Raw genomic sequence first — 21,383 nt, 5'->3', positions numbered from 1 at the left:
TATCTCCTTAAAAGACCTGCAAATGCAGGTCTTTTTTTATTTTTGCGGGTAAATATCGACGAAGTAACTATAGTTAGATCAGTGCGTTAAATTAGGAAAATGCGATGAATGCTTTTCAGCCCCAGGAAATCAGCATCAAAATTGATGTGCGGCATGCGCTGTTAGCCGTGGCGACGGCATTGGATTTTGTTGGTGTGGATGATTTACACCACGGTCATAGAGTGGCCTATATGGCCTACGAATGCGCTAATGTGCTGGGTTGGTCAGATGAAAAGAAGCAGTTTGCCTATTTTGCTGGGCTTATCCATGACTGCGGCGTGTCTTCCTCAGAGGAACATCTCCGCCTACTCAAATTAATGCAGCCAGAAGATGCCACTTCCCACAGCCGCCGTGGGTATGAGGCATTAATGAAGTGTCCTATCTTAGATGTCTTTGCCCTCACAGTGCTTTATCACCATACCCCTTGGCTAGAGTTGCAAACCACGGCAATCTCAGAGTTTGATCGTGACCTTGCTGCATTGGTGTTTCTGGCCGATCGGACCGATTTTCTGCGGGCACGCTATACCCATGGTTGTCATCAAGAGCTAATCACCCTCCACGAGGGATTAGTGGCGGATAATTTGCTAGCCCACAGTGGCGTGCTGTTTGAGCCGAATATGGTGGCGGCCATGTGCCAATTAGTCAGCAAAGACGGTTTTTGGTACAACATGGAGGCTGCCCATATAGAGCAAATGGCCCTCGAGTTTGAAGCGAATCAACTATACGACAAACAGCTGGATCTCGAAGGCGTTAAGCAGATATCAAGATTTCTGGCGCGGATTGTCGATGCCAAAAGTCCCTTTACTTTTCATCATTCGGACAAGGTCGCACTGCTGGCAAAACTGGTCGCTAAGGATTGTGGCATATCGGATACCGATGCCGAGTTATTGTATGTGGCCGGGCTATTACACGATGTTGGTAAGCTCAAAACCCCTGATTTATTACTCCATAAGGAAGGCAAGCTGACTAGGGAGGAATACTCAATTATGAAGCGCCACACCGTCGATACCGACCACACCTTAAAGAGCTTTTTTCCTAAGTCTGTGATTGGTGAGTGGGCCTCAAACCACCATGAGCGTCTCGATGGTTCGGGCTACCCCTTTAGAAAAGGACCAGAACAATTAGATTTACCTTCGCGGATCCTTGCACTCGTCGATGTGTTTCAAGCCTTAACCCAAAAGCGGCCTTATCGAGGTTCAATGTCCTTAAGTGAGGTGCTGGAGATTATGTTGCCTATGGTTCAACAAGGTAAGTTGGACTCGAACGTTTATGATGTGTTGCTAGCCGATGCCGATAATTTTTACCAACTATCGACACAAGAGTATGAGGCTTAGTGGCTCACTAGCGTAAAAGGTTAGAGCAGCAAATCGGGAGTGATTGGTGTAAACCTTGTGGCAGCATCCATCAAGGATTTGGCCGTGAGGGAGGGCACGCCATAGACCTCTGCCTCGACGGCGTATTTTTGCCTTATCTTATCGAGCAAGAGCGCAAAGTCCCCATCGCCAGACAGCAGTATTACAGTATCCACCTCGGGCGCCATTTCCAGAACATCTATGGTGATGCCCACATCCCAATCACCCTTCGCCGAACCATCACTGCGCTGAATAAAGGGCTTAAGCTTTAGCTCAAAACCTATATGTCTGAGCGCATCTTGAAACTTTAACTGGCCATCGTCCCCGCGATGAATGGCGTAGGCAATGGCGCTGACAATCTCACCCTGCGCGCTTAACTGTTGCCAGAGTTTGCGATAGTTAAACTGGCGCTGATAAGCCTCGCGGCAGGTGTAGTAGATGTTTTGCACGTCGACAAAGAGGGCGATTCTTTTCAAGGGATAAGTTATGGCTATCAGCTGGAAGACTGTTCGCACTATAGCACAGCAAGGCGGCTAATGGCGCGGGCAGACAAAACGGCAATGGGTCTAAAAGGGAGTTGCCGTGTGTCGCTGCACTTAACGGATTTAGTTAGGTTAAAGGATTGATTATCTAAAATATTGCGCTGGTGTGGTGCCGGTATATTGTTTAAAAAAGCTGATAAAGGCGCTGTCACTGGAAAACTGTAAGTTAAATCCTACCTGCGCCACCGAGGCGCCCGCGGCTAACTGCTCAATAGCTGATAGTAAGCGCCATTGCTGCCGCCACGCCTGATAAGCCATGCCCGTTTCGTTGCTAAAGATACGGCTGATGGTGCGTTCGCTGGCGCCGATTTCAATGGCCATATCCTGCAAGCTGGCGGGGATTTTTTGCTGTTGCTGCAATTGCTTAAGCCAGCTCTGTAGCCGTTTGTCCTTGGGCAGGGGTAAGCTTAAATTCTCTGCATCCGCATTGACTAATTCTTCAATCAGCAGGGCAAAGGCATTGTGCTGGCTGTGTCTGGGCTTGTCCCAAGGCCAGAAGGACATAGTGTCGATTAACGCCTTGAGTAACGGATCCACATGGAAAATCGTAACGTTATCCGGCAAAGACGCCACGGTTTCAGGCTCAAAGTAGAGTGAACGATAGGCTACAACATTGCGCATTGTGACTTGGTGTACCACGCCTGCAGGCAGCCAAGCAGCACGGGTTGGTGGCAACACGACTTGAGTGTCGGCTAAGTTAAACCGCATACATCCCGCCGATGAGTAGAGCAGCTGAGCCTTGCGATGCTGATGTACGCCTGAGTCATGCTCGCCCATTTCGGCGGCAATGCCTATCACTAGGTTGTCTAAGGCATCGGGATTAAATTGCTGCTCGGGTTGAATAAAGGCCATGTTGTCTTATTTTTGATGTTTTTTGTCTAAGTGTCGTTAATTGTCACTTGGGGATCCTATCTATACTGCGCCCTCTTTGACAAGTATGGAGCGCCGTTTTGGTTTATCGGTTAACCCTGAAAGCTAAAACGTAGATAAAAATCATGAAAATAAAACCACCACTCTGGCTGTGCGTACTCTTGATGATGTTTCCGCAAATTATGGAAACCATCTATAGCCCGGCGTTGCCTAATATTGCAGAAAACTTTGCGGTGTCTGTTACCAGCGCCTCGCAGACTTTATCTGTGTACTTTATCGCTTTTGCTGTAGGCGTATTTTGCTGGGGTCGTTTAGCCGACATCATTGGTCGCCGCAATGCCATGCTTGCGGGCTTACTCTGTTATGCCATTGGTTCCGCATGCGCGTTGATGATTAGCGACTTTACCCTGTTGTTGTTCGCTCGGGTATTATCGGCCTTTGGTGCAGCAGTGGGTTCTGTCATCACTCAAACCATGATGCGTGACAGTTACAGCGGGGAGGAACTCGCGAAAGTCTTTTCGGTGATGGGCATGTCTCTCGGGATTAGTCCCATTATCGGATTGCTATTGGGGAGCATCCTCAGTGCTTATTGGGGATATCAAGGGGTATTTGTCGCCCTGATGGTTTCTGCCATTGTGTTGTTGTTTTTGTCGGTAAAATCTTTGCCCGAAACCAAGCCTGAACACACTCAAAAAATCGCGATAGTTGAATTAGCTATCAAGATGCTTACCGACATTGGGATAATTAAAAATACTTTGCTGGTGGCCTCATTTAACTTGATGTGGTTTAGCTACTTTTCGCTGGCGCCATTTATGTTTGAGGCGCGAGGATTGTCGACGCTTGCCTTCGGTGCCAGTGGGTTGTTATTAGGCTTTGGCGCATTCCTTGGCAGTTATTTTAATAAACTATTGCTGGGTAGAGGCTATTCCTGTGCGCTATTAGTGCGGTTAGCAAGCCTTATGGCACTATTCGGAGGACTCGGTATTTGGCTGTTCCAATCGACTAATATTGGCTTGAATAATGTTTATTTCTTACTACCCATGCTGTTGATTGTGATTGCTTATGGGATCGCGATTCCTAATATCCTGAGCTCGGCGCTGGCAAACTACCGCGCTTATGCAGGTTCCGCGGGGGCGCTGTTTGGACTGTTTTATTACATTCTGTTGGGGCTAGGTTTAGGCGCTGCGGGCATGGTAAGCCATCTTGGGGGCGTTATTACCTTCGCGGCGCTGCTATGTGTTGGGCTTGGATATGCGGGTTTGGCAGGCAGGACAGTGCTAAGAGGGAAGTCGTCTCGAGCGTAAATAAAAAGCCAAGGGTGATTCCCTTGGCTTTATGGTTTTAACAAACCTTATGCCGTTTCGCTTTACTGTCTCGTGCTAGGCTTTGGCAGTGTGTTCCTGTTGTTTGGCCGCCTCTTGCGCTGCTAATTCTTGAGCCGCTAATTCTTGAGCTTTGATGGCCGCTTCGAGTTTCGCCTCAACATAACCCGGTGAATGGGTTGCGGCCGAGATTAAACGGTACATAGCCGGGATCACGAACAGGGTCACAAAGGTGGCGAAGGCCATGCCGAAGAACACCACAGTACCCACGGCAATCCGACTCTCAGAGCCCGCTCCCGATGAGAAGATCAGCGGCACAGCACCCACTAAGGTAGTGAAGGCTGTCATCAGAATTGGGCGTAAGCGACGAGTCGAGGCGTCGATAATGGCTTTGTCTAGGGCTAAACCTCGGTCACGCAATTGGTTGGCAAACTCGACGATTAAGATACCGTTTTTAGTCACCATACCAATCAACATGATCATCCCAATCTGGCTATAGATGTTAATGCCTTGACTGGTGACCAACAGGCCGAGGAAGCCACCGAATACCCCCATAGGCACGGTAAACATCACCACTAAGGGATTGATAAAACTTTCAAATTGCGCCGCCAGTACCAGATAAGCCACTAGGAGTGCTAAACCGAACACGATTAAGATGCTGCTCTGGTTTTCTTTAAAGTCCTTAGATTCGCCGGTATAACCGATGGAAATATCCTTAGGTAATAACTCAATGGCCTTATTGTCCAAAAACTTCAAGGCTTCGCCCAAAGTGTAGCCTTTACTGATGTTGGCCTTAAGGGTGATGGATTTTTGTTTATTGGTATGGCTAAGTTTTTGTGCCGATGCGACTTCTTCTATATGGGTTAGGGTATCGAGCGTCACTAATTCGCCCTTGGCCGAGCGCATATAGATTTGGCTCAGATCGCCGACGTTGTTAAAGCTGTTTTCATCGCCGCGCAGATACACATCGTACTCTTCGCCTCGGTCGACATAGGTGGTTTCTTTACGACCGCCGAGCATCACTTCTAAGGTTTGCGAGACTTCATCGACACTGATCCCAAGCTCTGCTGCCCGCTCTTTATCGACGGTAACGATAAGCTCAGGCGTGGTTTCGGCATAGTCTAAATCCGCCCCTTCCATCATAGGGCTGGCGTTAGCTTCTTCTTTTAATACCTGCGCCCATTTAAACAGCTCAGCATAATCTGAGCCGCCCAGCACGAATTGTACTGGCTCACTCGATTGACCCCTAAAGCCTGGCATCATAGGGCGAACCATCACGTCGGGAATGTCTTTTAAGGCGTTACTGATAATGCCAAGGGCTTGCTGCGCCGTGACATGGCGATGCTCCCAGTCCTCTAACTGCATGATCACAAAGCCGGTTTGATCGCCAGCGCGGCCACCGAAGGCGGGGGCTTGCACGCTAAAAGAACGTAACACACCTTGACCGAGCAGGGGCATTAGTCGGTCTTCGACTATGTCCATGTTTGCCGTCATACGGTTATAGCTGGTGCCTTCGGCGCCTTTTACGAAGGCGAACAGTACGCCGCGGTCTTCCTGTGGTGCTAACTGTGAGGGCACTTGTTGCATTAACCAGGCACTGCCGCCAACGCAGGCGAGGATCACCAGTGGCGCCAACCATTTAAAACGGATCGCCTGAGTCACGCCAACACGGTAAACCTTTTCCATGCGGGCAAAACCACTGTCGACAAAACGATTGAAACGGTTCGGTTTAACATTGGCCTTGAGCAGTTTGCTACTCAGTACTGGCGTGAGGGTGAGTGCAATAAGTGATGAAAACAGCACGGATACTGCCAACATCACGGAGAACTCGGTAAAGAGTAAACCGACCATACCTTCCATAAAGGAAATCGGCAGGAACACCATGACTAACACGGCGGTGGTGGCCACAACCGCAAAGCCTACTTCCCGCGTGCCCTTGTAAGCGGCGAGTAGTGGCTCTTCGCCGCGCTCAATATGGTGGAAGATGTTCTCTACCACGACGATGGCATCGTCGACGACAAGACCGATGGCGAGAATTAATGCCATCAGAGTCAATAGGTTAATCGAATAGCCAAACATATTGGCGGCAATAAAGGCCGAGATCAACGACACAGGTACTGTAACTGCTGGGATGAGGGTCGCTCTAGCTTGGCCGATAAAGATATACAGCACTAATACTACAAGGGCGCCGGTGACATAGAGGGTGTTGTATACCTCGTTAATTGAGCGGTCGATAAAGACGGTCGAGTCAAAGTCCACCACTAGGCTTGTGCCTTCGGGGAGAAAGTCTTGAATTCTATCGACTTCTTTATGGACTTCCTGCGCCACAATCAAAGGGTTTGCATCGGACTGAGTGATAACGCCCAAGCTTAAGTTAACGATACCATCGCTCTTAAAGGTGGAGTTTTCGTTCTGGGCGCCAACGGCCACATCCGCCACATCCTTCAGATAAATAGGCGTGCCATCGCTGGCGGTGCGAACCACTAAATAGTCAAAGTCCTTCGGGGTGTAATAGAGTCGCTTGGTGCGCACCGACATCACAGTGGTATCGTTACGTACTTGACCGCCCGGGGTTTCGACGTTTTCTTTACGCAGTGCGTTAATAATGTCGGTGACTGTGACATTGCGTCCCGCCATTTGCTCGGGTCTGAGCTTAACGTACATCACCTTGTACAGACCGCCCGAGATGCTGATGGAACTCACGCCGCTGATCAGGCTGAATCTGTCTTCTAATACGCGCTGGGCGTAATCGGTCAGCTGAGTTCTGTCCATCACGCTGGAGCTTAAGTTGACATAGACGGACGGCTCGCCAGAGCCATTGTCCTTAGAGACCACAGGATCGTTTGCATCTTCGGGCAGGCGGCGCTGGGCGCGGGCCACGGCGTCACGCACATCACTCACGCCTTCGGTTAGGTTCCAACCGAGCAGGAATTTCACTGTGATCCGCGAGCTGCCATTACGGGTGGTTGAGGTGATTTCATCGATGCCGCTGATCCCCGTGAGTTCATCTTCGAGGGTCTTAGTGATCTGGCTTTCCATAATCGCGGCGGAAGCGCCGGAGTAGCTGGTACTGACGGTCACTACAGGGCTTTCGACATCGGGCATTTCCCGCACCGACAGTTTAGTGAAGGACACTAAACCAAAGACGCACAGCAATAAGCTTAAAACGATCGCGACGACGGGGCGCTTAACGGATACATCGGACAGCCACATTATTTCGTCTCCGCAGTGTTGACGTCTGACTTGGCTGCTGGACGGTTAGCATCGTTCTTGGCTTCGAGCACCACTTCATTGATCTTTAAGCCATCGCGCATATTCACTAGCCCTTGCACTACCACTTTGTCGCCAATCTTAAGGCCTGAATCGATAAGCACTTGGTCACCCACGCGGGCGCCTAAAATCACTTCGGTGCGATGGGCGATATGGTCCTCACCCACCACATACACATAGCGTTTAGTGCCTGAATATTCTAAGGCCTGTACTGGCACAATCGGGGCGGAAATCGGCGGGAAGGTGATGGTCGATGACATCATCATACCGGGCTTTAAACGGTTTTTCGCGTTTTCAAATTGCACGCGGATCTTCAGGTTTAAGGTTTCTTCATTGACGCGGGGATCGATGGCGACCACTTTGCCGATAAAGGTTTCCCCCGGCCAGGCGCGGCTGGTCGCCGAGACGGGCATGCCAATGCTGAGCTGTGACAGAAAATGTTCGGGCACCTGTAGGTCGAGTCGCATGCTGGATAAGTCATCCAAGGTCATCAGCTCTGTGCCAATACTCACCATTTTACCTTCGCTGAAGTTAATCAAGCCGGTTTTGCCAGCAAAGGGAGCGATTAGCGAATGGTAATGTAAATCTGCCTGCGCTGAGGCGAGTCTGGCTCTGGCGATATCGACGCTGGCCTTTTGCGCATCGATTTCGGTTTGGGTGATGGCGTTGCGGCTGATGAGTTTTTCAAATTCCCTGAGTTTACGGGTTTCATCATTTAAAAAGGCATTGGCTTCGGCTACCGCGGCTTGGGCTTTCATATCATCGAGTTCGATCAGCAGTTGGCCTTTTTTGACCGCCTGATTCGAGGTAACGGCGATTTGCTTAATTTTACCAGTGACTTGCGGCGCGATAACCACGGCGCGATCGGCGGCGAGTTTACCTATGAGTGAAATCGATTGTGCCAGCGGATGTTCAACCACTTCTCCTGTGACCACAGGTACAGTGCGCATTAAATGGGGCGCGCTTTCGGGTTTGGCCGCCTGCAGTACATCACTAAAACTCACAGCGGTGGCAACCGCAGCAATTAAGGCAATGGCTATTATGGTTTTTTTCATTGGAATAATTATCTCGCACAAAGACGGTTAAGAGGCGATCGCACTAATGGCGCTATTCTAGTGAATAACCGTCATCAGGTGAGTAAAACTTTGTAAAGTTAAGCGCACGAAAGTGAAAGAAATTGTGTTTTTGTCGAAAAGACGGCCAACAATTTTTTCAGGCTGTGTGGGCGTGGCTAAAATAGCCTAGTTATCGGGCTAAGGATGTGCTTGTGTTCGTATTTTTTCTATCGGATCTGAAGTAGATAGAAGTTGGGGGAATCGGCTTAAAATCGCGGCTAAACGGCCATCTTTCTTCATTGATTCAAGGCCTTTGTTAAACTCTGCCACTAAGGTTGTTTGATCGCTAACGGCCAAGGAAATCCCTAAATGAAATACTTCAGTCGCGATAGGCTCGCCAACCTGCTCGAAGGCATCGGTATATTCATCGCCATGTTGTTTGATTAAATACTCAGCAAGGTTGTGACCTATTAAGACTAAGTCGATGCGTTTTAGAAATAATTTCTTAAGATTCATCTCATCTGAATTACCTTCCTCTGTCGTGAGTCCCGCACCAGCTATCTCGGGCGGATTGGCATAGCCGCGGCCAATGCCTATGGTGAAGGGCTTTAGTTCAGTTAATTGACTAAAACTTAACGGATTATCCTTGCGTTTATAGAACACAATTTGGACTGCCTGGATGGGATCGGAATAGTGTGCCCATTGCTCACGTTCTTTGCGATACCAAAGGCCAATAATGCCATCGGCTTGGCCGGTTTTAACAAGCAATGCTGCCCGCGCGAAGGGATAGAATTTGACACTGGCATGGTAGCCGCGACGTTTAAAGGCTTCTTTGACCACAAGTGCGACGCCGCCTTGGTCGGGTAACTCACTGGTATAAAAGGGAGGGTAGTTAGTCGCGACCAGTGTTAACTCTCGTCCCGCTAAACTGGGTGCGGAGAATCCTAAGAGCTGCAATACAAGGCTAATCTTGATTAGCGACTTGAGGTTCATACTCGTCCCTTAAAATAAAGCGTCACTTTGCTGAGTATAGGGGCTGTTTGAACCTTGAGTGGGAATTTTGTGTGGTTGTTATTGTGGTGAGAGCTATGACAACGGCAGTGGCGATAACTATGGTGACACCTATCTATAACTACAGCGAAAAATGGATATCTAGTCGAATCATCGCCTCGAAAAAATAGGGCTTATGGGAAAATGCCATAAGCCCTTAATCCTTTAATGTTTACCCATGGCTTAAAGTTGTACTTGCTCACCCCGATAGAGGCCGCGGGTAAGTTTATCTTTGTCTATCAGCAATAGCTCGCCAGATTGACCATTCTTAATGCTGCTATCTATCGCAATGATTTTATTATGGTAAAGCCCAAGAACCCGATCCTGCGAGGTGTGGCCGACTATGATGTGGTCAACCTTAAAGTAGTTAAGGATCTGGTCAATCTCTTGCTCGCTAAGTGCGTCTTTAAAGTAGCCTCGGTACCAAGTCGGGCCGTTGGTGAAAAACAGAAAGTTCAGCAGATCGTTTTGTTTTAGCTCTTCTTTTTTATCGTCTAAATGTTGGCGAAATAACTGGTTGGCATCGCTGATATTGAGTTTACGTTCGACCCACTCAGGGCTTATTCCACCGTGCATAAATAGCAGATTGTTGATCTTCACTAGCGTGTTTTTACTGCGAAGCCAACGGCCAATTTCGGTGTCTTTATTGTAGAGTGCATCATAGCTGCGATTAAGCAATTCGGCTGAGGTTTTGTAACGCTCATTGATATAGCGTAAGTCGCCGCGAAACACCATTTGCTCGTGGTTGCCCATAAGTAAATGTAAACGGCCACCCGCGGCTTGCGCCTCCTTATCTAACTCATATAAAAACCACAGAACTTCGTTGACTTGGTGACCGCGGTCGAACATATCGCCTGTCATCACCATATGGCCATCACCAAAGGCCCAATGATTATTTTCATCAATAATCTTGTGGGCTTTAAGTAAATTAATCATCACGTCAAATTGGCCATGCACATCGCTTAAGGCCACAATTTTACCCGCATGGGTGTAAGTATCGGCTTCAACTTGAGGCGCTGCGTTATGGCGTACAGGCTGTGGCAAGTTGCCGCAATCGTTTGGGCGAGCCAATTGATTGTTTGCGATAGGTGTCTGTTTTAACTCACTCTGGCAGATCCAGTAGGCAGTGTTTTCTTTTCCTTGGTCGAGAAACACATAGGGGCCATCGGTGACGGACGATTCCGTAAGGATTGGTTGTGCACTGTAACTGGCAACGGAAAATAAACTGAGCAGTGAGAATAAAACTCCCTGAGCGGCGAGCGTGCGGCGCTTTGGGGTTAATACGGACGAACACGCATCCCGCGATGGGCTGTTGGCATGGGATAGGCCTGATTCGAAGAGTATGCGCATTCGATGTTCCTTATTATTGTTTTACGTCACCTATTTAGGGCTGGTTAGCATAATGTTAATAATTGAATGCGGCAAGAGTCATCAAGAGGGGATCTGTTGATGGGCAAGCGATTGAAAGTCATGCTTATCTCATACATAACTTGAGAGTTTATATTGAATACTGCGTTTAAAATGAGAGTGAATTTATTTTTATCAAACCATTTAAATAAGTATTCTATTTAAATTTATATCGTTATTTTAATCGTGCTGTATACGGTTATTTTTAAATCTGTTTATACCGCGTTATTTCACTTATTTGATTGAGTGACAATGTTTGATTAACGCTGATATGTGGATATTTGTGTTGAGGTTTAAATATTTTTGTTTATTTATTGCCAAATAAGTGTTGATAGTGGTAAAAGTTACGAGTATCACCTAATGGTATGATTTTACTGTGCTTCATTCGGTAATTTTTGCTTTTCTATTTTAAATAGTGCGATTTAAATTATTAAATCCTAGGTGAAAGTGTTTTTATTTTTATCTAAATAACAGATATGCATACCGTATGATTCCGTTTTTATTTAAATGCCAGCCACATAATCGGTTGGTATCCTCTATTGCTCGTGCTTCTTCACTGATATCCCTTAACACTCGACCTCAAAACGTTCGCCATACGTTAACGTCCGTCATTTCTCTTATTCTGTCGAGTGTAATTGTGAGTGCGGCCAGCTTATTTATGGCGCCGACTCACGCCGATGATACTGAGCTTTATGTTTTCGAGGCGTCGGCCCGTAATGGCTCACGTCCGCAGGTGCTGATTATTTTCGATAACTCGGGCAGCATGAGCAGTCTTGCCTATGATGTCGAGGCGCCCTACGAGAATAAGCGCGCAGTAAACTATGCCCAATCGGGAAATTTATTCTATCGCCGAGGCTCATCGGAAAACGCGGCAGCGCCCAATCCTAATTCTCGGAGGGAAAAACGTAAGTTCAAAGGGGCGCTCAATGGCTGCGAAAGCTCATGGGAATATCTGAATCGTTACGGCACCTTTACGGGGTTCTTTAGGGAATATGGTTTTTCGGGAAGCTCGGGGTCTTGGAGAGAGTTTTCAGAGCTTAACGGCAGTTCCATTTCCGCTGTCGATTGTTTTGAGGATATTCAGGAAAACAAGTTCGGTAACGCAGTAGGTGAAGCTCAAGGTTTACCCGTGGATAGCCTAGGGACGGCAAGCAAACCGGTTCGTTACACAAAGGCCAGTACTAGCTCGTCAGACAGTGCAAAGTCTGCGGCTAAGGCCAAGGCCGAAAAAACCGCGTTTGGTACTGGTAAAGTGGTTACCGTCTATACCGAAGATTACTTAAACTGGCTGCATGGCCCGAAAACTAAGGTCAATAAAACACGCCTAGCCTTGGCTAAAGATGCGATTGAAAGTGTGATTCTAACCACGCCGGGTGTGGATTTTGGCCTAGCGATTTTTAATATGAATGGCCCCTATGATGGCCAGCGTGATGGTGGACGGATTATCTCTGGGATTAAGCCGATGTCCGCTGCAGCTAAAATTGATTTGCTCAAAGGGATCAATGATATTAACTACGCTCAAAATACCCCCTTATGCGAAACCCTCTATGAGGCGTACCGCTATTTTGGCGGGCAGAGTCAGTATTTTGGTGACGACGATAGCGATTACCATTATTACGATCAGTGGGGGCGCTATCAAGGGACTTACCAAGCGAAAAGAAACCCTTTTACCGATCCCGAAGCATTAGTCGTGGGGACCAATAACTATAACTCGCCCTTCAAACGTTGCCAAAACGAAGCCTATATCATCTATATCACCGACGGTGAACCCACCTTGGATAATGCGGCCGATGGTTTGGTTGAACAGTTAACTAAAGGTGTGGGAAAACATACCTCAAGCCCCGTCAGTTACCTTAGTGCGCTGTCGGGCTGGATGAGAAACGAAGACGTCAATCCTAATTCTGCGGGTAAACAAACCGTTAGAACCTTTACCATCGGCTTTAGTGAAGGTGCGGCCAGTGCCGAACATTTGCTGAAGCAGACCGCCGAAAATGGCGGAGGTAAGTATTTCGATGCGACCGATGCCAGTAAATTACGCTCTTCATTACAAACGGCTTTAAACAATATCCTCGAAAAAAATTCCAGCTTTACCTCGCCCTCGGTAGCAAGTAATAACTTTAACCGAACGCAAACCTTTGATTCTGCTTATTACTCTATGTTCTTGCCGAACAAAGGGCCGAGATGGTTAGGCAATATCAAGAAATTTAAGGTGACCAGCAGTGGTGATGTTGTCGATAGCAAAGGTAACAATGCGATAGGCGAAGATGGCAACATCAAAGCCGAGGCCTGCTCCTATTGGACCTCGGCCGAAGAGTGTGGTGCGAGTGGTGATGGTAACGATGTGAAGCGGGGGGGCGTGCTAGGTGCAATGCAGCAGGCGAGTAGTCGCACCTTGTACAGTAATTTAGGCTCGGGATTAAGCCCGTTTACCCAGTCGAATGCTTCTCGCAAAGCGGGGGGCGATGTACGTTTGGCCTTGTATATGGGGGTCGATGAAACTGAGCTTAGCGAGCATTTTGATTGGGCCAAGGGAATCGATGTCGATAACGATAAGAATCAGGACCTCAGTGCCGCTAGTGGCGATAGTGGCGCAACCCCCAATTGGCGCGCCGATATTATGGGGGATGCTTTACATTCCAAACCCTTAGCACTCAATTTTGGCTCTGAAGACAAGCCCGACATTCGGATTATCGTGGGGACTAACCATGGGTTCCTGCATATGTTCAAGGATGAAGGCGATAGCGTGTCTGAGACTTGGGGTTTTATCCCCTATGAGTTGCTGCCGAATTTTCGCGATTTGAAGGCGAACGCGCCAACGGGCGTGCACTCGGTATACGGTATTGATGGCTCGCCAGTCGCCTACACCAAAATGCAGGGTAAACGTATTGAAAAAGCGTGGGTGTTTGTGGGGATGCGCCGTGGGGGAAATGCTTATTATGCCCTCGATATCACCTCCCCCGATAATCCTAGTTTTATGTGGAGGATTGATGCCAGCTCACCGGGAATGGGTGAGTTAGGTCAATCCTGGTCGACGCCTGTCGTCACCACGATTCCGAGTTCCACTGGCGATAAACCTGTGCTGATCTTCGGTGCAGGATATACCCCTGCGACTAAGGATGGCGCCGAGATTGGCAGTGACGATAGCCAAGGCCGAGGTGTGTTTATTGTCGATGCCGAAACGGGCGCATTAATTCATCAATTTGGTGGCAGTGGCGCAAATACCCAATTGCCGGGGATTGCGAACAGTATTCCGAGCAGTGTTGCCGTGTTAGACGGTAATGGCGATGGTAGAACGGATAGGATCTATGCCACAGACACCCAAGGGAATGTGTGGCGAATGGACATGCCTTCGGCAAATACTTCGACTTGGTCTGGATTTAAATTTGCCGCATTAGGGGACAGGAGTTCGGTGGCTGGGGATCGGCGATTCTTCTCTGGACCGACAGTTGCACAGACCATGGTCACCAATACTTTCGAGTTGACTCAGGTGGTGAATGGGAAATCGACCAAGACGGTGACTAAGCAGAATATTCCATACGATGCAGTGGTTGTAGGCAGCGGTCACAGGGCGAAGCCTAGCGATGCGTCCCGTTCGGATATGTTTTTTGCCTTGCAAGATAGGAACATAGTGACTCAATCGTTCCAAGGTAAACCTAATCAAAAGCCAGTGCCGAGCGCCTTAACCTTAAGTGACTTATACGATGTGACTACGGCGGCGCCAAACGATAAAGCCAGCGAAATCGCTTTTGGTCAAAAGCGAGGCTGGTACTATAACTTCTCCCGCAAAGGTGAAAAGAGTCTATCCTCCGCGACCATAGTACAGGGCGAGGTGTATTTCACCAGTTTTGTGCCAGGCAGTGATGCTTCGGTGAACCAATGTTTGAGTTCGGGTAAGGGCTACCTCTATAAAAAGAACTTACACAAGGGCACAAATGGCTACAGAACCGATTTCTTGTATGCCGGTGAACTGGTTTTGGATACGCCGCAATTGGTTATCCCCCCAGCTGCGCAGCCCGATGACCCCAATGCTAAGGCTCCCACTCCAGATATGTTTTTGATTGGGATTGGTAAGGCGGTGCCCGAGGAAGCGACCTGTGAGAGTGGTAATCCTAAGTGTATTGGCAGTGGTCCTAAGGCAAACAAGATTTACTACTACGTAGATCAATGATGCAAAGCCTTAATAAATCAATATGAGTGATAGCTTGATGATGAAATATGGTGCCATTTGTCTGTTACTGTTGTGGGGGCTTCAATGGCCTGCGATGGCGGCAGAAAAAGAGAAACGACAGGATTACAAATGCTATTTAGAAACGAATCAAGGAGTTAAATTGATGCGTTTCTCCTGGTTTGAATCTAAAGTCGAGCAGTATCAGCTGTCTTTACCCGGAACAAAATTGCCCCGTTTACCGCAGGATAAGCCGATAGCGCTCTATGTTAAGACGGTGCTGGAATGTGTGAAAAAGACGGAGAGTTTTACCCTCGAAGAGGCCAAGCAAGCCGAGCTTGCTCCTGAAAATCAAGGTTAACCGATTAGCTAAGTCTTTAAAAAGACTTAGATAATTGCTTTGTGCTCAGGACTAAAATATGACGCCTTAGGTAGTAAACTTCCTAAGGCGTATGCTTTTAATCACCAACTTGATAAGAACGCTGCCGATTAGGATAGCTGCTTATTCAGATGTTCAAGCCACTCAGAAGGTTGACCGTAAAAGCGGCTGTGATTGATAAGCTTTAAGTGGCCTTCACTGGTCTCTAGCGCCACGGAGGGAAATCCTTGGGCGCCGAGCTGATTCATTAATGCCCGCGAAGCGACGATATGTTGATAAAGGGCTTCTTCATTTGCTGCGTATTCTCGGGCGAAGGCGGCGCCATCTATTCCCAATTTTTCCGCTAAAAGATGCAGGTTGTTTTCATCGCTCGCGCACTTGCCATCGCGATAATGGGCGAGCTGCACCGCATGTAAGTAGGCTAAATCATCGCCACCTAAGGCGGCCACAGCGAGTAACGCCCTGATGGGCGGCGCCGAATCCAATAGGATACTGGTGTCACGCAATAGGCCTTCATAGTAATTTTCACCAAAGGCTTGTCCGGTTAGCGCGGCAATACGTTGATCATGGGGCATTACATAGTCGCGCCATTGATTATCAATCTGTTTGCGTCTTGGGCCTGTGAGTATGCCGCCCGCGTGGAGTTTGATGCTAAATCCGGCAGCGGCTGCGGCATCAAACAGCGGTGCGGCCGCATAACACCAACCGCACAGAGGGTCGATAATGGCATGTAAAACGGCCGGTGGATTTTCAGTGGTATTCATGGGACTTCCTATAAAACGAGCTGAACTGAACTTTGGTTTTTGCTTGAGTGCTAACCGAGGCTTACATCAGAATGAATGGGGCAAGGAGTACCATGCCCCGATGCGCTTACATGGGCCAGCGCATTTCACCCATAATCACTTTAGCGCTGATCTCAAGGCCCACATCGCTAGGGATTTGCGGGTAGAGTGCGAGCATCTTGGCGATTAAGTCCGCAGAATTTTTTGCTGTTTTAGCCGCATTTTCAAAGGCATGAATATAGTCGCGGGTAAAGCTAATCGCGCGCTGATCAAATCTCGCCCTGCCAAGATAATGTCCTGGGATCACCGTTTCGGGGGAGAGGGCGCTCATTTTATCCAAATGGGCTAACCAAGCCTGGCGAGACTCGATACTCTGGGTATCAGCTATCCAAACGTGCGTGTTATCAAATACTTCAACGCCGCCAGTGATGGTCTTCGCCGAAGGTACCCACAGGAAGGTATGCTTAGGGTGAGTATCCTCTAGACCTTCAATCAGCACTTGTTCACCGTCGATACTAAAGCTATTGGTTGTCACCACCTTTGGCAGCACTAATTGGCTCGGCGCATTGTCCTTTAAAATCGGTCCCCAGTAGGCGAGTTTACCTTCCATCGAGGCTTTAATATCATCGACCGTGGTTTGGGTAGCGACGATTTCTACCTCGGGGAAGTTTTGCTTAATCACATCCAATCCAAAGTAAAAGTCTGGATCGCTGTGGCTGATATAAACCAAGGTGAGTTTTTTACCGCTGGCCTTAATGGTATTCACTAGGGTCTGGGCATCATTTTTTTGGAACTGAGCATCGACCAACATCATTTCATGCTCGCCACTGATAAAGCTGGAAGACACGGCAAAGATGCTGTTTTCACCCGGATTAAAATGGCTCACTTGCAAAGGTGCGGCTTGCGCCGTAGCCATTCCCGCCACCAGCATTGCAGCGGCTAATTGGGGTTTGAAGCTGGCCAAGCTTAGGTTATTCAATAGTGTCATTTCAGTTCTCACTTATTCATTCAAATAGGCATTCGGTGATTTGCACTGCTGCAAAAGTGAGCTTAGTTTAGGTTGCAAAAAACGTTAGATAAACACGGAAAATTGCGCTTATTTGTTGCATAATTCGGTTGAATTGGCGTTAAAAGCCCAATATCTAGTGCAAGCTAATCCACAAGGGAGAATAACCATGGATAGACTCGAAGCGGCAAAGGTGTTTGTGACTATTGTCGAGCGGGGGAGCCTGATTGGCGCCGCCGAGGCGTTAGATATGTCACGCTCCATGGTGACCCGTTATTTGGCTGAGATGGAAGAATGGTCGGGCGCCCGTTTATTGCACCGCTCGACGAGACGTTTGAGCTTGACCAGTGCGGGTGAGCAAGTGCTCGATTATTGTCAGCGCTTGCTTGAGCTGGCGCAGGAAGTCCCTGCTGTCAGTCATGCTCAGAGTGCCCAGCCCCGAGGGCTACTGCGGATCAGTTGCTCGCAATTTATGGCGCATTTGCTCCTTCCCACCGTCGTGCGTCCATATTTGGCCCAATACCCACAGGCGAGTGTGAATTTTCATGTGACGAGTCAAACCGTTGATTTAGTGGCTGAACGAATCGATCTTGCCATTCGTATCACCAACGAACTCGATCCTACGCTTATCGCAAGACGTTTAGGCGAGTGTGAGTCTGTGGTGTGCGCTGCACCGAGTTATCTTGCCAGCCATTCGGCCATCACGCATCCCGAGGATTTAACCCGGCATAACTGCCTGACCTATTCTTATTTTGGCGATGTGATGTGGCGATTCACTCAAACGCCTGCCACCGCGAGGGCGACGCTAACGCAGGAAGCTGGGCAGATATTCAATATTCCCGTGAAGGGCAACCTAAGTGCCAATGACTCTATGGTGGTGTTAAACGCCACCTTGGCGGGGGAGGGAATTGCCATGCAGCCTCTGTGGGCGGCAAAACCACACCTCGATTCTGGGGCGTTAGTGCCATTGCTGCGGGAGTTTAAACCTCAATCCTTAGGCGTGTACGGGGTGTATCAATCCCGCAAGCATATGCAGCCCGCATTAAGGGTGATGATGGATATGTTAGTGGAGCATTTTAACGGGACAATTTAAGGGCGTGATCTTGCACGACTCAGCGCCAAGATAAAGTCGCTTCGAAACGGCTATTCAGCCTCAACTCCTTCCTTCGATTTATATTTTGCATCAGACGCTTAAACCCCATTGCGGCAATTTTCTGTTCAGCTATATTGGTTGGGATATTTTTGTTTTAAATGTGCAACTTAGGTTCCCACCTCCCTTGCTGAGCAGACGATATGAGCGAAGATATTAAAGATCACAAAGAAATCACCCGCGCGAATATTCGCGTCAATGCCCAGCTCGATGTGCCCTTTTTGGCGATGAACACCCTAGCGGCTATCATCGCCAGCTACGGACTCTTGGCCAACAGCGCCGCCGTGGTCATCGGCGCCATGATTGTCGCTATGCTGTTTTCCCCCATTTTAGGCTTGGCATTAGGGCTGGTCGAAGGGGAAAAACTCTTAGTTCGCCATGCTATTAAGAGTTTAATCGTGGGGAGTATTCTGGTTTATTTCACCGCTTTTTTAATTGGCTTTCTGCATTCCGATATTCCTATCACGCCGGAGATCATGGCAAGAACGGCGCCAAACTTTCTCGATTTAATGGTCGCGTTTGCGGGCGGTGCGGCGGGCGCCTATGCGACTATTTCGCCGCGGTTAAGTACTTCCTTTGTGGGGGTGGCGATTGCCACCGCATTAGTGCCGCCCCTGTGTGCCTCGGCGATATTGCTAGGCCATGGGAATTTTGAACTCGCCCGAGGAGCCTTCTTACTGACGTTTACCAACATAGTCGCCATCCAATTTGTGTCCTCCGTAGTGCTCTGGTTGAACGTTTTTCATGGATTTTATTTTTGGCAAAAAAGCTCACTGTGGGAGTTGCTGAAACGCAACTTCATTACATTGATACTGCTGGTTATTTTAGTCATTGCCCTCAGCGTGAATCTGCATAATGTGGTGGCAAGGCAATTGTATGAGAGCAAAGTGACTCGCATTGTGAGCGAGCAGCTACTCAAGTTCCCCAATATGCGGTTGATTAAAGTTGGGATTGAGGAAGAGGCGAGTCAATGGATAGTGCGGGTCACCGTTGGCGGCATTAAAAAACCAGATGCCAGCTTTGTACGACTACTGGAGAGTGAGTTGACGCAGACGGGCCAAGTAAAACCGGCGACCGTGCGCGTACGTTACTTTCAGGTCGATGTGATTGACCGCGATGGTGATGTGAAAGCGATTCAGGAACAGGATTAGTCGGCATAACCTTTTGTGCATAAAAGAAAAACCCCGCAATTGCGGGGCTTTTTATGTAGCTATAAACGCATCGCGCTTACTTGGTCATACGCTTGTATTTTAAGCGGTGTGGCTCAACCACATCGGCACCATAGGTGTTCTTCAACCACGCAGAGTATTCGGTGTAGTTACCTTCGTAGAAGTTCACTTGGCCTTCGTCGCGGTAGTCCAGAATGTGGGTCGCGATACGGTCTAAGAACCAACGGTCATGCGAAATCACCATAGCGCAACCTGGGAATTCGAGGATGGCTTCCTCCAGTGCGCGCAGGGTTTCAACGTCTAAGTCGTTGGTAGGTTCATCGAGGAGCAGTACGTTACCGCCAGCTTGCAGCAGCTTAGCTAAGTGAACACGGTTGCGCTCACCACCCGACAATGTGCCGATAACTTTCTGTTGATCCGCACCACGGAAGTTGAAGCGGCCCACATAGGCGCGGCTTGGGATTTCCATGTTGTTGATGCGCATGATGTCTTGACCACCGGAAATTTCTTGCCAAATGGTGTTCTTGTCATTCATTGAGTCGCGGAACTGTTCAACCGATGCCAGTTGTACGGTTTCACCTAACTCGATGGTGCCGCTATCTGGCTGCTCGCTGCCTGACAGCATGCGGAACAGGGTCGATTTACCCGCGCCGTTAGCACCGATAATACCGACGATCGCGCCCTTAGGAATGGAGAACGACAGGTTGTCGATCAGCACGCGGTCACCGTAGGATTTGGTTAAGTTGTTAACCTCAATCACTTTGTCACCTAAACGTGGTCCGGGCGGAATAAACAGCTCGTTGGTTTCATTACGTTTTTGGTAATCAGAGGTGTTCAGCTCTTCGAAGCGCGCCATACGGGCTTTGCCCTTAGACTGACGGCCTTTCGCGCCTTGGCGAACCCATTCTAATTCTTTCGCAATGGTCTTTTGACGCGCGCTTTCTGCGGCAGATTCCTGCTTTAAGCGGGCATCTTTTTGCTCAAGCCATGAAGAGTAGTTGCCTTCCCATGGGATACCCTCACCACGGTCAAGCTCTAAAATCCAGCCAGCGGCATTATCGAGGAAGTAACGGTCGTGGGTAATCGCCACCACGGTGCCCGAGTATTCCTGCAGGAAGTGTTCGAGCCAAGCGACTGATTCGGCGTCCAAGTGGTTGGTTGGCTCGTCGAGCAGCAGCATCTCTGGTTTTTCCAGCAGCAGACGACAAATCGCCACACGGCGGCGCTCACCACCCGATAACACTTCAATCTTTTCATCCCAATCAGGCAGACGCAGGGCGTTCGCTGCACGCTCAAGGATGTTGTCCAGATTGTGGGCGTCCTGTGCCTGAATGATGGCTTCGAGTTCGCCTTGCTCTTTGGCAAGCGCGTCGAAGTCTGCATCGGGATCCGCGTAAGCCGCATAGACTTCGTCTAAGCGTTTGAGGGCTTTTTTGGCTTCAGAAACCGCTTCTTCAATCGCCTCACGTACGGTTTGCGTTGGGTCGAGTTTCGGCTCTTGCGGCAGGTAACCAATCTTCAGCCCCGGCATTGGACGCGCTTCGCCCTCAATCTCGGTATCGATACCGGCCATGATGCGCAGTAGGGTGGATTTACCTGAACCGTTAAGACCTAACACACCGATCTTAGCGCCGGGGAAAAAGCTTAAGGAAATGTCTTTAAGGATCTGCTTCTTAGGAGGAACAACCTTGCCCACCCGCAGCATGCTGTAAACAAACTGAGCCATTTTTCTGCATCTATAAGTGACTAATGATGCGGCTAATTCTACTCGATTGCGCGCCGAACTCAACTCGGCATTGAGGCGAGTTCAAGGTAAAACTGTAGG

Annotated in this window: 15 protein-coding genes; 6 read left to right on the top strand and 9 right to left on the bottom strand. The window is 48.8% G+C overall.

Translation table 11 applies throughout. The features are described from left to right. Nucleotides 1-104 precede the first annotated feature (104 nt). Nucleotides 105-1,373, top strand: a complete 1,269-nt coding sequence (locus M0415_RS08390) for an HD-GYP domain-containing protein (protein WP_249554362.1) — start codon at nt 105-107, stop codon at nt 1,371-1,373. Between the two features lie 20 nt (nt 1,374-1,393). On the opposite strand, the gene M0415_RS08385 is transcribed toward M0415_RS08390, so the two are convergent. Beyond that, a complete protein-coding gene (locus M0415_RS08385) occupies nt 1,394-1,867 on the bottom strand; it encodes a LabA-like NYN domain-containing protein (RefSeq protein WP_249554370.1) in 474 nt (157 codons plus the stop codon). A gap of 150 nt (nt 1,868-2,017) precedes the next feature. Next, complete coding sequence (locus tag M0415_RS08380) at nt 2,018-2,785, bottom strand: AraC family transcriptional regulator (protein WP_249554371.1); 768 nt, start codon at nt 2,783-2,785, stop codon at nt 2,018-2,020. 143 nt (nt 2,786-2,928) lie between these two features. Between M0415_RS08380 and M0415_RS08375 the strand changes: the two genes are divergently transcribed. After that, nucleotides 2,929-4,107 (top strand): multidrug effflux MFS transporter, encoded by a 1,179-nt coding sequence (locus M0415_RS08375; RefSeq protein ID WP_249554373.1) that lies wholly within the window; start codon nt 2,929-2,931, stop codon nt 4,105-4,107. 75 nt (nt 4,108-4,182) lie between these two features. On the opposite strand, the gene M0415_RS08370 is transcribed toward M0415_RS08375, so the two are convergent. The 4 genes from M0415_RS08370 to M0415_RS08355 form a co-directional block, all read right to left on the bottom strand. Continuing rightward, nucleotides 4,183-7,338, bottom strand: a complete 3,156-nt coding sequence (locus M0415_RS08370; protein WP_011716189.1) for a multidrug efflux RND transporter permease subunit — start codon at nt 7,336-7,338, stop codon at nt 4,183-4,185. Then, nucleotides 7,338-8,450 carry an efflux RND transporter periplasmic adaptor subunit gene (locus M0415_RS08365; protein ID WP_023267575.1) on the bottom strand — a complete coding sequence of 371 codons (1,113 nt, stop codon included), beginning with the start codon at nt 8,448-8,450 and terminating at the stop codon, nt 7,338-7,340. Before M0415_RS08365 ends, M0415_RS08370 begins: the two co-directional genes overlap by 1 nt. A 198-nt stretch (nt 8,451-8,648) precedes the next feature. Beyond that, complete coding sequence (locus M0415_RS08360; RefSeq protein WP_249554374.1) at nt 8,649-9,443, bottom strand: substrate-binding periplasmic protein; 795 nt, start codon at nt 9,441-9,443, stop codon at nt 8,649-8,651. A 240-nt stretch (nt 9,444-9,683) separates the two neighbouring features. Continuing rightward, complete coding sequence (locus M0415_RS08355) at nt 9,684-10,850, bottom strand: metallophosphoesterase (protein ID WP_249554376.1); 1,167 nt, start codon at nt 10,848-10,850, stop codon at nt 9,684-9,686. Nucleotides 10,851-11,394: 544 nt separating this feature from the next. On the opposite strand from M0415_RS08355, the gene M0415_RS08350 reads away from it, so the two are divergent. Continuing rightward, nucleotides 11,395-15,075, top strand: a complete 3,681-nt coding sequence (locus M0415_RS08350) for a PilC/PilY family type IV pilus protein (protein ID WP_249554378.1) — start codon at nt 11,395-11,397, stop codon at nt 15,073-15,075. Nucleotides 15,076-15,112: 37 nt separating this feature from the next. Continuing rightward, nucleotides 15,113-15,433, top strand: a complete 321-nt coding sequence (locus M0415_RS08345) for a TapY2 family type IVa secretion system protein (protein WP_249554380.1) — start codon at nt 15,113-15,115, stop codon at nt 15,431-15,433. 128 nt (nt 15,434-15,561) lie between these two features. Here the strand turns inward: M0415_RS08345 and M0415_RS08340 are convergent, their stop codons facing one another. Beyond that, entirely contained in the window at nt 15,562-16,215 is a 654-nt protein-coding gene (locus tag M0415_RS08340) for a DsbA family protein (RefSeq protein ID WP_249554382.1), read from the bottom strand. 106 nt (nt 16,216-16,321) lie between these two features. Continuing rightward, nucleotides 16,322-17,221: an MBL fold metallo-hydrolase gene (locus M0415_RS08335; protein WP_249554384.1), complete on the bottom strand. Its 900-nt coding sequence runs from the start codon at nt 17,219-17,221 to the stop codon at nt 16,322-16,324. A 187-nt stretch (nt 17,222-17,408) separates the two neighbouring features. On the opposite strand from M0415_RS08335, the gene M0415_RS08330 reads away from it, so the two are divergent. After that, nucleotides 17,409-18,332, top strand: coding sequence for a LysR family transcriptional regulator (locus tag M0415_RS08330; RefSeq protein WP_249554386.1), 924 nt, complete (start codon nt 17,409-17,411; stop codon nt 18,330-18,332). A 200-nt stretch (nt 18,333-18,532) separates the two neighbouring features. Further along, nucleotides 18,533-19,540, top strand: coding sequence for a TIGR00341 family protein (locus M0415_RS08325; protein WP_249554388.1), 1,008 nt, complete (start codon nt 18,533-18,535; stop codon nt 19,538-19,540). A gap of 76 nt (nt 19,541-19,616) precedes the next feature. Here M0415_RS08325 and ettA read toward each other — a convergent pair whose 3' ends face one another. Continuing rightward, complete coding sequence (gene ettA, locus M0415_RS08320) at nt 19,617-21,284, bottom strand: energy-dependent translational throttle protein EttA (RefSeq protein WP_249554390.1); 1,668 nt, start codon at nt 21,282-21,284, stop codon at nt 19,617-19,619. Between the last annotated feature and the right edge of the window lie 99 nt (nt 21,285-21,383).

This window comes from Shewanella sp. 10B (assembly GCF_023475885.1).
Classification (GTDB): Bacteria; Pseudomonadota; Gammaproteobacteria; order Enterobacterales; family Shewanellaceae; genus Shewanella; species Shewanella mangrovisoli.
Note: the sequence above shows the minus strand (reverse complement) of the source record. Positions and strands in the feature narration are given on the sequence as shown.